The sequence below is a fragment of the Streptomyces zagrosensis genome, from assembly GCF_014203645.1.
Lineage (GTDB): Bacteria > Actinomycetota > Actinomycetes > Streptomycetales > Streptomycetaceae > Streptomyces > Streptomyces zagrosensis.
The window spans coordinates 351,433-364,104 of the sequence record NZ_JACHJL010000005.1 but is presented as its reverse complement, the minus strand read 5'-3'; the positions used below and the strand labels follow the sequence as shown (position 1 = coordinate 364,104).

The following is a 12,672-nucleotide window of genomic DNA, read 5'->3' as shown; positions in this document are numbered from 1 at the left end:
CGTGCGAAGGAAATCCCGTCCCGTGAATATCGTGACTCTCCTGCCGTTCGTCGTGCTCATCGGGGCCATGTTCCTGATGACTCGATCGGCCAAGAACAAGCAGCGCCAGGCGGCGCAGATGCGTGACCAGATCCAGCCGGGCACCGGCGTGCGGACGATCGGCGGCATGTACGCCACGGTCAAGGAGGTCCACGACGACACGATGCTGCTTGAGGTCGCGCCGGGCGTACACGCCATCTTCGCGAGGAACTCCGTGGGTGCTGTCCTGGACGACGCCGAGTACAACCGCATCGTGCACGGCATCGAGGCCGAGCAGGAGGACGATGCCCCTGTCGTTCCCGACGACGCCTCTTCCCTGACCGAGGCCGAGGGGGACAACGACCGGCGGGTTGACATGACCAAGGGCGACGCGTCGGACGAGGTCGAGAAGACGGACGCTGCCGACCAGGCAGGTGCCGCCGAACCGGCCGACGCCGCGGATGCCGACGCGACGGAGCCAAAGGACGCCAAGCCGGAAGACAGCAAGCGGTCCGGCGACAGCGACGCGAAGTAGCCGAGCTCCGAACGCTCGGAGCGCCGCCGCTCGGTGCACCGTGGCTAAGAGACGGTCTAGGCTCCGCCGGGGGCACGTCCCCACAACACTTCGTGGCCGCTCGGCGCGCACCCGTTGCCTGGCGGTTGGACAGGGAGAAACGAAAAGGTGGCAGCACCGAAGAAGGGCCGTAGGTCCCCCGGGGCCCAGGGCAGGCCCGGTCGTGCCCTCGTCGGCATCTTGGTCGCCATGGTGGCGCTGGTCGGAGGAATGTTCCTCTCCGGCAACACCACCCCGCGGCTGGGCATCGACCTTGCGGGCGGCACCAGCTTCACGCTGGAGGCCAAGAACGAGCCGGGCAAGCCCAACGCGATCAACAAAGCCAACATGGACACCGCCGTCAACATCATGGAGCGGCGTGTCAATGGGCTTGGTGTGTCCGAGGCCGAGGTTCAGACCCAGGGCCGTAAGCACATCATCGTGAACATCCCCAAGGGGACGGATGCGAAGCAGGCCCGTAAGCAGGTCGGCACCACGGCCAAGCTCGGATTCCGTCCGGTGCTGTCCATCGGCGACGGCAAGCCCACCAAGGACCCAGGGGCCGACAAGCCCAAGCCCAAGCCAACCCCGACCAAGGGTGCGGACAAGGGCGACAACAAGGACCAGCCCAAGGGTGACGAGCCCACGTCCCCGACGCCCACGGCCTCCTCGACCACCCAGGGTCGCGCGCTGCCCAGCGCGCTGAAGGCGCCGACCCCGAAGCCTTCTCCCACGGGCGATGCGCCTACGAAGCCATCGAAGGAACAGGCCGACCAGGTCAAAAAGGCCGAAGAGTTGCAGAAGCAGTTCGCGGCGCTGGACTGCACCACGCCCAAGGCCCGTGCGGCGGCGAGCCAGCAGGCCGCCACCCGGCCGAACACCGAGCCGATCGTGGCGTGCGACCGCAAGGGCGAGGCCAAGTTCATCCTGGCTCCGGTCCAGCTTGAGGGTAAGCACGTAGAGGACGCGTCCGCGGTGTACAGCACCCAGGGCGGCTCCGGCTGGATCGTGCAGCTGGACTTCGACGGCAAGGGCGGCAAGCAGTTCGGGAAGATCACCGGCGAGCTCGCCAAGCAGCAGCCCCCGCAGAACCAGTTCGGCATCGTCCTCGACGGTGAGGTCGCCTCCAACGCCGAGGTCAGCTTCGCCATCAAGGGCGGCAAGGCGGAAATCTCCGGCAGCTTCGAGCAGCAGGAGGCCGACGACCTGGCCAACATCCTGTCCTACGGCTCGCTTCCGCTGACCTTCGACATCGTTGATGAGACCACCGTCTCCTCCGCGCTCGGCGAGGAGCAGTTGAACGCCGGTCTGATCGCCGGTGGCATCGGTCTCGTCCTGGTCATCCTGTACATGGGCATCTACTACCGGGGTCTGGCCCTGGTGGCCATCGCCAGCCTCGGGGTCTCCGCCATCCTGACGTACTCGCTGATGGTGCTCCTCGGTGAGGCCATCCAGTTCGCGCTGAACCTGCCAGCTGTCTGCGGCGCGATCGTAGCCATCGGTATCACCGCGGACTCGTTCATCGTGTACTTCGAACGCGTCCGAGACGAGATCCGCGAGGGCCGCACGCTGCGGCCGGCCGTGCAGCGCGGCTGGCCCCGGGCCCGGCGCACCATCCTGGTCTCCGACTTCGTGTCGTTCCTCGCCGCCGCCGTGCTCTTCATCGTCACGGTCGGCAAGGTGCAGGGCTTCGCATTCACGCTTGGCCTGACGACACTGCTTGACGTCGTGGTGGTCTTCTTCTTCACCAAGCCGTTGATGACGATCCTCGCCACCCGCCCGTTCTTCGCGAGTGGGCACCCCTGGTCCGGCCTGGACCCGAAGCGGCTTGGCGCGAAGCCTCCGCTGCGGTCCCGCCGGCGCCCCATCGCCCCCGCCGACACGAAGGAGGCGTGAGATGTCGCGACTCGGCAGCCTTGGCGCCAGGCTCTACCGCGGTGAAGTCGGCTACGACTTCGTCGCCAAGCGGAAGATCTGGTACGGCATCTCCATCCTGATCACCATCACGGCCATTGTGGGCCTGGCGGTGCGTGGTCTGCACATGGGTATTGAGTTCTCCGGCGGAGCGGTCTTCACCACGCCCACGACCAGCGTGTCGGCCGATGAAGCGCGGGAGAAGGCGGAGAGCGCAGCGGAGGGCCACACCGCCATCGCCCAAAAGCTTGGCGGCGGCGGCCTGCGCATTCAGATCAGCGATCTGGACACCGCGGCTGCGCAGCCGGTCCAAGAGGCCCTCGCCAAGGACCTGGGCGTACAGAGCTCGAAGATCAACACGCAGCTCGTCGGCCCGAGTTGGGGTGAGGAGATCGCCAAGAAGGCATGGCAGGGCCTAGCGATCTTCATGATCTTGGTGGTGATCTATCTCGCTATCGCCTTCGAATGGCGCATGGCGCTAGCGGCTTTGATCGCATTGATCCACGACCTGACGATCACGGTCGGTGTCTATGCGCTCGTCGGCTTCGAGGTCACACCGGGCACGGTGATCGGTCTGTTGACCATTCTTGGATATTCCTTGTACGACACCGTCGTCGTCTTCGACGGACTCCGAGAAGGCTCCAAGGACCTCACCAAACAAACCCGCTACACCTACAGCGAGATCGCCAACCGCAGCCTCAACTCCACGCTGGTGCGTTCCATCAACACCACCGTGGTGGCGTTGCTCCCGGTCGGTGCGCTGCTGTTCATCGGTGGCGGTCTGCTGGGCGCTGGCATGCTCAACGACATCTCGCTGGCGCTGTTCGTCGGCCTGGCGGCCGGTGCGTACTCTTCGATCTTCATCGCCACCCCGCTGGTCGCCGACCTCAAGGAGCGCGACCCGCAGATGAAGGCCCTGGCCAAGCGGGTGCGCGCCAAGCGTGCCGCGGTAGCGGCCAGGGGCGAGTCCTCCGCCGAGAGCGAGGCGTCCGAAGACGCACGGGGCACGGCGGATGCGGAGGAGGACGCAGACGAGGACCTGGAGCCCGAGGACGCGACCCCCGCTGGGGTTGTTGGCCCGCGCAGCACCGGGGCCGCACGCGACCAGGCCGCCCGTAACCAGCCCAGCCGCAACCGTGGCCGCGGCCGTCCGTCGGGCAAGCGCCGATGAGCGGCATCGAGACCGCCGGCCTTGAGCCGGGCGACCTGCGCCCGGCCGCCGCCGCGCCGACCGGCGACGCACTGCGCGCGCTGCTGCTCAGCCGCATCCACGACGTCCCCGACTACCCGAAGCCCGGGGTGATGTTCAAGGACATCACCCCGCTGCTGGCCGACCCGGTGGCCTTTGGCGCGCTCACCGAGGCCCTCGCGGCGCTATGCCGCACCCACCGGGCCGACAAGGTGGTCGGTCTGGAGGCCCGCGGCTTCATTTTGGCCGCTCCGGTCGCGGTGAGCGCGGGGGTTGGCTTCGTACCGGTACGCAAGGCGGGCAAGCTGCCGGGAGCGACCCTGCGGCAGACGTACGACCTGGAGTACGGCACGGCCGAGATCGAGATACACTCCGACGCCGTACGACCCGGTGAACGAGTCCTGGTCATCGACGACGTTTTGGCCACCGGTGGCACCGCCGAGGCGTCCCTGCACCTCCTTCGGCGGGCCGGAGCCGAGGTCGTGGGCGTCGCCGTTCTCCTTGAGCTGGGATTCCTCGGTGGCCGACAGCGACTTCAAGCCAGCCTGGGCGATACTCCACTGGAGGCGCTGACCGCAGTCTGACCAGCGCATACCCGTATGAGGCGGGCACCAGGGAGGACCCGGGTGCCCGCCCTCGGCGTGCCGGGGCGGCGGGTGCAGCGGGACAATGGGTGTGGCGGGATCGATACCATGGCCGTCCGACCCCCTTTACGGACCGGCCCCGCTAGAGGAGTGCTCTTGCCAGACGAGGCCAAGCCGCTGACCGCCGCGCACGCCGACGAGCCGAACGCCGCGGGTGCCAGGACGGCCGACCATGCGCCCAAGGACAGCGGCGGTGGCGCGTCCGCCCCCGGCCCGAAACCGGGGCCCAAGCCCCCGGTGGGGCTGCCAGCGGGGGGGCCGAACACCAGCGTCCCGGCCCGCCCTCAGCCGCCAGGGCCCACCCCCCGGCAAGGTTCGTCGAACCGAGTGCGCGCCCGGCTCGCGCGGCTCGGTGTGCAGCGCTCCAGCCCGTACAACCCGGTCCTGGAACCCCTGCTGCGCATCGTGCGCGGCAACGACCCGAAGGCCGACACCGCCACGCTGCGCCAGATCGAGCGCGCCTATCAGGTCGCCGAGCGCTGGCACCGCGGCCAAAAGCGCAAGAGCGGCGACCCGTACATCACGCATCCGCTCGCCGTCACCACCATCCTCGCCGAGCTCGGCATGGACCCGGCGACGCTGATGGCCGGCCTGCTGCACGACACGGTCGAGGACACCGAGTACGGCCTCGACACCCTGCGCCGCGACTTCGGCGACCAGGTCGCGCTCCTCGTGGACGGGGTGACCAAGCTCGACAAGGTCAAGTTCGGCGAGGCGGCGCAGGCCGAAACCGTGCGCAAGATGGTCGTCGCCATGGCCAAGGACCCCCGGGTGCTGGTCATCAAGCTGGCCGACCGGCTGCACAACATGCGCACGATGCGCTACCTCAAGCGGGAGAAGCAGGAGAAGAAGGCCCGCGAGACGCTGGAGATCTACGCCCCGCTGGCGCACCGGCTCGGCATGAACACCATCAAATGGGAGCTGGAGGACCTCGCCTTCGCGATCCTCTACCCCAAGATGTACGACGAGATCGTGCGCCTGGTCGCCGAACGGGCTCCTAAGCGGGACGAGTACCTGGCCATCGTCACCGACCAGGTCCAGGGCGATCTGCGGGCGGCCCGGATCAAGGCGACCGTCACCGGCCGGCCCAAGCACTACTACTCCGTGTACCAAAAGATGATCGTCCGCGGCCGGGACTTCGCGGAGATCTACGACCTGGTGGGCATCCGGGTCCTGGTGGACACCGTCCGCGACTGCTATGCGGCGCTGGGGACCATTCACGCACGGTGGAACCCGGTGCCGGGGCGGTTCAAGGACTACATCGCGATGCCCAAGTTCAACATGTACCAGTCGCTGCACACGACGGTCATCGGGCCCAGCGGCAAGCCGGTCGAGTTGCAGATCCGCACCTTCGACATGCACCGCCGCGCCGAATACGGCATCGCCGCGCACTGGAAGTACAAGCAGGAGGCCGTCGCGGGCGCTTCGAAGGTGCGTACCGATGTCCCCAGGGGCAAGGGTGACCGGCAGGACACCGTCAATGACATGGCGTGGCTGCGGCAACTGCTCGACTGGCAAAAGGAGACCGAGGACCCGAGCGAGTTCCTGGAGTCGTTGCGCTTCGATCTCTCGCGTAACGAGGTCTTCGTCTTCACACCCAAGGGCGATGTCATAGCGCTTCCCGCCGGCGCGACGCCCGTGGACTTCGCCTACGCGGTCCATACGGAGGTCGGCCACCGCACGATAGGCGCTCGCGTCAACGGCCGGCTGGTGCCCCTCGAATCGACCCTGGACAACGGCGACCTGGTGGAGGTCTTCACCTCCAAGGCACCCGGCGCCGGCCCCTCGCGTGACTGGCTCGGCTTCGTCAAGTCACCCCGGGCCCGCAACAAGATCCGCGGCTGGTTCTCCAAGGAGCGCCGCGATGAGGCCATCGAGCAGGGCAAGGACGCCATCGCCCGCGCGATGCGCAAGCAGAACATGCCGATCCAGCGGATTCTCACCGGCGACTCGCTGGTGACCCTCGCGCACGAACTGCGCTACTCCGACATCTCCTCGCTGTACGCCGCCATCGGCGAGGGACATGTCACTGCGCAGAACATCGTGCAAAAGCTGGTGCAGGCGCTCGGCGGCGAGGACGCGGCCACCGAGGATATAGCGGAGTCCACCCCGCTACGCACCCGCACCAAGCGGCGCTCCAGCACCGATCCCGGTGTGGTCGTCAAGGGCGTGGCGGACGTGTGGGTCAAGCTCGCCCGCTGCTGTACGCCGGTGCCGGGCGACCCCATCATCGGCTTCGTCACCCGCGGCAGCGGCGTATCGGTGCACCGCGCCGACTGCGTCAACGTGGACTCGCTCTCGCAGCAGCCGGAGCGCATCCTCGAAGTGGAGTGGGCGCCCACCCAGTCCTCCGTCTTCCTGGTCGCCATCCAGGTCGAGGCGCTGGATCGGTCCCGACTGCTCTCGGATGTGACGCGAGTCCTCTCCGACCAGCACGTCAATATCCTCTCCGCCGCCGTGCAGACCTCCAGGGACCGAGTCGCCACCTCGCGCTTCACCTTTGAGATGGGCGACCCCAAGCACCTGGGCCATGTGCTCAAGGCGGTCCGTGGCGTCGAGGGCGTCTACGACGTCTACCGGGTGACGTCGGCCCGCCGACCCTAGCGAGCGGGCGACGTAAGCCGGTAGCCCCGTGGCCTGCCCCGATGCCCCGCGGGCAGCCAGCGGCCCGGCGTACCAGCCACTCGGCATGACAGCGGCTCGACGTACCAACGACCCCGGCACGTCAACGACCCCGGCACGTCAACGACCCCGGCACGTCAACGACCCCGGTACGCCGTCGCGTACCGGGGTCGCCGTCTGTGGCCGGCATGGGCCCGAGGCTGTCAGCCGCCGAACTCCTGGAGGCCCTTCAGGGCCTGCTCCAGCAGCGCCTGACGGCCCTCAAGCTCCCTGGCGAGCTTGTCCGCCTTGGCGTTGTTGCCCGCTGCCCTGGCCTTGTCCACCTGGCCCTGGAGCTTGTCCACGGCAGCCTGGAGTTGGCCGGTCAGGCCCGCGGCGCGCGCCCGTGCCTCCGGGTTGCTGCGCCGCCACTCGTTCTCCTCGCTGTCCTGGATGGCCCGCTCGACCGTGTGCATCCGGCCCTCGATCTTCGGCCGGACATCGCGCGGCACGTGACCGATGGCCTCCCAGCGCTCGTTGATCGAACGGAAGGCTGCCCGAGCCGCCTTCAAATCGGTGACCGGCAGCAGCTTCTCCGCCTCGATGGCGAGCTCTTCCTTGCGCGTCAAGTTCTCCCGCTGCTCGGTGTCGCGCTCCGCGAACACCTCGCCGCGCGCCTGGAAGAAGACGTCCTGCGCGCCCCGGAACCGATTCCACAGATCGTCCTCGGCCTCCCGCTGCGCGCGGCCGGCCGCCTTCCAGTCCGCCATCAGGTCGCGGTACCGGGCCGCGGTGGGGCCCCAGTCGGTGGACGCGGACAGCGCCTCGGCCTCGGCGACCAGCTTCTCCTTGGCCTTGCGGGCCTCCTCGCGCTGCGCGTCGAGCGAGGCGAAGTGAGCCTTGCGCCGCTTGGAGAACGCCGAGCGGGCATGCGAGAAGCGGTGCCACAGCTCGTCATCCGTCTTACGGTCGAGGCGCGGCAGGTTCTTCCAGGTGTCCACCAGCGCGCGCAGCCGTTCGCCCGCCGCCCGCCACTGCTCGCTCACGGCCAATTCCTCGGCCTCGGCGACCAGCGTCTCCTTGGACTTGCGGGCCTCGTCGGACTGTTTGGCCTTGGCCGCCTTGCGCTCCTCGCGACGCGCCTCAACCGTCTCGACGAGCTGGTCAAGACGCTGCCGCAGCGCGTCGAGATCACCAACGGCGTGGTGCTCGTCCACCTGCTGGCGCAAATGGTCGATGGCGGCCGTCGCGTCCTTCGCCGACAGGTCGGTGGTCTTGACCCGGCGTTCGAGGAGGCCGATTTCGACAACCATGCCCTCGTACTTGCGCTCAAAGTAGGCCAGTGCTTCCTCGGGGGAGCCTGCCTGCCAGGAGCCGACGACTTTCTCGCCATCGGCCGTACGCACGTACACGGTCCCCGTCTCATCGACGCGGCCCCATGGGTCGCTGCTCACAGCGCCTCCTCCACATGATGCCGGCGCGGGCGCGCGGCCCACGGGCATCGTCCACGGTTTACTCCCGGCCGGGCAGCCCCGAGCCGGTCCGACGAGCTGCTGGGGTACCGATCCGGCAGGGCGGCAGCCGTCGGAACAGGCACCCTACACAACGTAAACATAGGCGACTGGTGGCCCGGCTGTCCGTATCCAGCGCGACCGAAATTTCGCAGTACGCGCGTGAGTACGTGCCCTCGCCATCGTGCGGCGCGCCGTCAGCGCGGGCGGGGATGGCGGCTGTGGCGCGCGAGGTTACCTCTCAAGACTGCTTGACGGTCGCCTTGTTGATCACCACGGTGGCCTTCGGCGCGGTGTTGCCCGTCTGCGGGTCGGGGCTCATCGCACCGGCGTCTGTGATCTTCTTCAAGGCATTCTTGTTGCCCTTGAGCGTGCCGAACGGCGTGTAGTACGGGGGCAGCTCGCTGTCCTGGTAGACGACGAAGAACTGGCTGCCGCCGCTGTTCTCGTTCTTGCTCTCGCCCTTGGCAGGCTTCGGGTTGTAGCGGTTGGCCATCGCGATCGTCCCGGCCGGGTACACATTTCCCTTGAGCTTGGGGTCCTTCAAGTTCTCGTCCGGGATGGTGTAGCCCGGGCTGCCGGTGCCATTACCGTTGGGGTCGCCGCATTGCAGCACGTAGATGCCCTGGTTGGTCAGCCGGTGGCACCTGGTGTGGTTGAAGTAGCCCTTGCCGGCGAGGAAGTTGAAAGAGTTCACGGTGTGCGGGGCGTTCTTGGCGTCCAAATCGATGGTGATGTCGCCGCAGGTGGTGCCCAAATTCATGGTGTAGTCAGCCGACGTGTCGATGGTGAGCTTTGGCTCCTTCTTCCAGCTCAGCTTCGCGGGGGCGCCGGGAGCGGGCTTGCCGCACGGGTCGGCTTTGGCTGCCTTCGCCTTCTCGTCGGCCTTGCTCTTGGCCGAGTCCTTCCCCTTGTCTGCCTCGCTCACCCTGTCCGACTTGTCGTCGGAGTCGCCGCCGAGGCTGGTCGCCGCGTACGCCACGACACCCGCAGCGAGCACGAGGGCCAGGGAGCTGGCGATCACGATGTTGCGCCGCCTGCCCCTCGTCTGGGCAGTGGTCCTGCGCTGCTGCTGCCGCTCCAACTTCTCGCGGGCGAGCTGCCGCCGCCGCTGATCCTGACTGACCACCGGGTCTTCTCCTCACATGTCACGCTGTGCGGTACGTGTCACGCTGCGCTATTGCCGTGCAGCGTCTGAATGGTGCGCCATGCCCGAGCAAAAGCGTCGCTGCCTGGGCAGCGACGCCGGTGCGCGCCCCGGGGCGGCCTCGTGCGCAATTGCTGCCCGGCGCTACGGGCCGCCCGGGCGGACGGCTTTTTCGCCGACGCATGGCCGTACCGTATATGCGTTACCTGTGTCCGGTACGTCGCCGGTAGGCTCTGCGCACGCCGACTTTCCGCCCCGGCGCCCGCGGCCACCGTGCCGACCGCCGGACCACCTGAAGGACGATCGTGCTCATTGCTGGGTTCCCTGCCGGGGCCTGGGGGACCAACTGCTACCTGGTCGCCCCCGCCGCCGGCGAGGAGTGCGTGATCATCGACCCGGGCCACCAGGCCACCCAGGGCGTCGAAGAGGCCATCGCCAAGCATCGGCTCAAGCCCGTGGCCGTCATCCTTACGCATGGCCACATCGACCATGTTGCCTCGGTGGTTCCCGTGTGTGGCGCGCACGATGTGCCCGCCTGGATTCATCCGGCGGACCGCTACATGATGAGCGACCCGGAGAAGGCCATCGGCCGCTCGATTGGGATGCCGCTGATGGGGGAGCTGACCGTCGGGGAGCCCGACGACGTCAAGGAGCTCACGGACGGCGCGCGACTGAACCTCGCCGGGCTGGAGCTTTCCGTCGCGCACGCCCCTGGGCATACCAAGGGGTCGGTGACCTTCGGGCTGCCCGAGAGCGCCGACATCCCGCCGGTGTTCTTCTCGGGCGATCTGCTCTTCGCCGGCTCCATCGGACGCACCGACCTACCCGGCGGCGATCACGCCGAGATCCTTGAGTCGCTGGCCCGCGTGTGCCTGCCGCTCAACGACTCGACCGTGGTGCTGTCCGGCCACGGCCCCCAGACCAGCATCGGCCAAGAACGCGCCACCAACCCGTATCTGCGGCAGGTGGCCGCTGGCCTCGGAGGCGGCAGTTCCGCCCCGCGACGAGGAATGTGACGATTTACCCCGTGAACGCTTTCGCTGCCCCCAAGGGCACGTACGACCTGACCCCGCCGGACTCCGCGACATTCCTCGCGGTCCGCGAGGCACTCGCCGCCCCACTGCGCCGCGCCGGCTACGGCTACATCGAGACTCCCGGCTTCGAGCACGTCGAACTCTTCTCCCGCGGCGTCGGCGAGTCCACCGACATCGTGTCCAAGGAGATGTACACCCTCACCACCAAGGGCGGTACGGAACTCGCGCTGCGCCCCGAGGGCACCGCATCCGTGCTTCGCGCCGCACTGGAGCGCAACCTCCACAAGGCCGGGAACCTGCCGGTCAAGCTCTGGTATTCGGGTTCGTACTACCGGTACGAGCGTCCGCAGGCGGGTCGGTACCGGCACTTCTCGCAGATCGGCGCCGAGGCGATCGGCGCCGAGGACCCGGCGCTCGACGCCGAGCTGATCATTTTGGCCGTGGACGCCTACCGGTCGCTAGGGCTGCGGGAGTTCCGCATCCTGTTGAACTCGCTGGGTGACAAGGAGTGCCGCCCCGCCTACCGCGCGGCGCTCCAGGACTTCCTGCGCGCACTCGACCTTGACGACGAGACCCGGCGCCGAATCGAGATCAACCCGCTGCGGGTGCTCGACGACAAGCGGGAAGCCGTGCAGAAGCAGCTCACGGGGGCCCCCCTGCTCCGTGACCACCTGTGCGAGGCGTGCAAGGAGTACCACGAGCGGGTGCGGGTGCTGCTCACCGCGGCGGGCATCGAGTTCGAGGACGACGAGCGGCTGGTGCGTGGCCTTGACTACTACACGCGTACCACTTTCGAGTTCGTTCACGACGGGCTCGGCTCGCAGTCCGCGGTGGGTGGCGGCGGGCGCTACGACGGACTGTCCGAGATGATCGGCGGGCCCGCGCTGCCCTCGGTCGGCTGGGCGCTCGGCGTGGACCGTACGGTGCTCGCGCTGCGGGCCGAAGGCGTCGAACTGGCGCTGCCCGCCGCCACCGAGGTGTACGCGGTGCCTCTTGGCGAGGAGGCCAGAGGCGTACTCTTTGGCCTGGTCACGGCGTTGCGCCGGGCCGGGGTCGGTACCGATTTCGCCTTCGGCGGCAAGGGCTTGAAGAACGCGATGAAGTCAGCCAACCGCTCCGGTGCCAGGTTCGCCCTACTCGCCGGGGAACGGGACCTCGCCGATGGCGTCGTGCAGGTAAAGGACCTGGAGAGCGGGGAGCAAAAATCCGTGGCCCTGGACGCCGTTGTGGACGAACTCAGCGCTCAGCGGAGTTGATTCACAGGAGCCTGGTGCACAATGACCGGGCTATGTCCAACTGACGAGACGAATGGCGCTATGACGACTTCGGCACTTCACCGTTCTGATACAGACGGGGACGCGGAGCACACCTCCACCGGCGGCGCCGTTGGCGGCGGCCGGATCTTCGCCTGGTTGCTCATCCTCACCGGCGCCGCGGGGCTGCTGGCCGCCTGGATCATCACCCTCGACAAGAACCACATCCTGGAGTACAAGGCCGAGGGGAAGGTCTACAGCCCGGGCTGTAGCATCAACCCGATCGTCTCCTGCGGCAGCATCATGGAGAGCGATCAGGCCGAGGCGTTCGGGTTCCCGAACCCCATGCTCGGCCTGATTGCCTACGGCATCGTCATCTGCGTAGGCGTGTCCCTCCTAGCCGGTGCCCGCTTTCCGCGCTGGTACTGGCTCACGTTCAATGCGGGCTGTCTGTTCGGCGTCGTGTTCTGCACCTGGTTGCAGTACCAGTCGCTGTACGACATCGGCGCGTTGTGCCTGTGGTGCTGCCTGGCCTGGGCCGCCACCATCGTGATGTTCTGCTACGTCACCGGCTTCAACCTCAAGCATGGTTTCCTGCCTGCCCCCGATGGCCTCAAGCGCGGACTCCTGGAATTTCACTGGGTGGTTCCGGTGCTGTGGATGGGCGCCATCGCCATGCTGATCCTCACCAAGTGGAAGAGCCAGCTCTGGGCCTGACCTTGACCGGCTCGGCGCTGAGCACCATCGGGCGAGGCTTTGCGTCCGATCACTAGGGCGCCGGCGGGCGCGAGCCGGCCGCCGGCGCGAT

The 12,672-nt window shown here is 67.9% G+C and carries 10 protein-coding genes; 8 read left to right on the top strand and 2 right to left on the bottom strand.

The window, feature by feature from the left end; translation table 11 throughout:
* Positions 1-22: 22 nt before the first annotated feature.
* From yajC to FHS42_RS12760, 5 genes are all read left to right on the top strand, one after another.
* The gene (gene yajC, locus FHS42_RS12780; RefSeq protein WP_184572200.1) at positions 23-553 is read left to right on the top strand and encodes a preprotein translocase subunit YajC; all 531 of its coding nucleotides are present in this window, start codon (positions 23-25) and stop codon (positions 551-553) included.
* Positions 554-700: 147 nt separating this feature from the next.
* Positions 701-2,467 (top strand): protein translocase subunit SecD, encoded by a 1,767-nt coding sequence (gene secD, locus FHS42_RS12775; protein WP_184572197.1) that lies wholly within the window; start codon positions 701-703, stop codon positions 2,465-2,467.
* Position 2,468: 1 nt separating this feature from the next.
* Complete coding sequence (gene secF / locus FHS42_RS12770) at positions 2,469-3,656, top strand: protein translocase subunit SecF (protein WP_184572195.1); 1,188 nt, start codon at positions 2,469-2,471, stop codon at positions 3,654-3,656.
* Positions 3,653-4,258, top strand: a complete 606-nt coding sequence (locus tag FHS42_RS12765; protein ID WP_184572193.1) for an adenine phosphoribosyltransferase — start codon at positions 3,653-3,655, stop codon at positions 4,256-4,258. The genes secF and FHS42_RS12765 overlap by 4 nt, the downstream gene beginning before the upstream one ends.
* Positions 4,259-4,414: 156 nt before the next feature.
* Positions 4,415-6,922 (top strand): RelA/SpoT family protein, encoded by a 2,508-nt coding sequence (locus FHS42_RS12760; protein WP_184572191.1) that lies wholly within the window; start codon positions 4,415-4,417, stop codon positions 6,920-6,922.
* Positions 6,923-7,143: 221 nt separating this feature from the next.
* Here FHS42_RS12760 and FHS42_RS12755 read toward each other — a convergent pair whose 3' ends face one another.
* A complete protein-coding gene (locus FHS42_RS12755) occupies positions 7,144-8,373 on the bottom strand; it encodes a DUF349 domain-containing protein (RefSeq protein ID WP_184572189.1) in 1,230 nt (409 codons plus the stop codon).
* Between the two features lie 298 nt (positions 8,374-8,671).
* The gene (locus tag FHS42_RS12750; RefSeq protein WP_184572187.1) at positions 8,672-9,559 is read right to left on the bottom strand and encodes a peptidylprolyl isomerase; all 888 of its coding nucleotides are present in this window, start codon (positions 9,557-9,559) and stop codon (positions 8,672-8,674) included.
* 323 nt (positions 9,560-9,882) lie between these two features.
* Between FHS42_RS12750 and FHS42_RS12745 the strand changes: the two genes are divergently transcribed.
* Genes FHS42_RS12745 through FHS42_RS12735 form a run of 3 tightly spaced genes read left to right on the top strand, consistent with a single transcriptional unit; the run spans position 9,883 to position 12,581 of the window.
* Complete coding sequence (locus tag FHS42_RS12745) at positions 9,883-10,593, top strand: MBL fold metallo-hydrolase (RefSeq protein ID WP_184572185.1); 711 nt, start codon at positions 9,883-9,885, stop codon at positions 10,591-10,593.
* 11 nt (positions 10,594-10,604) lie between these two features.
* The gene (hisS, locus tag FHS42_RS12740; RefSeq protein WP_184572183.1) at positions 10,605-11,867 is read left to right on the top strand and encodes a histidine--tRNA ligase; all 1,263 of its coding nucleotides are present in this window, start codon (positions 10,605-10,607) and stop codon (positions 11,865-11,867) included.
* A gap of 60 nt (positions 11,868-11,927) precedes the next feature.
* Positions 11,928-12,581 (top strand): vitamin K epoxide reductase family protein, encoded by a 654-nt coding sequence (locus FHS42_RS12735; RefSeq protein ID WP_184572181.1) that lies wholly within the window; start codon positions 11,928-11,930, stop codon positions 12,579-12,581.
* Positions 12,582-12,672 lie beyond the last annotated feature (91 nt).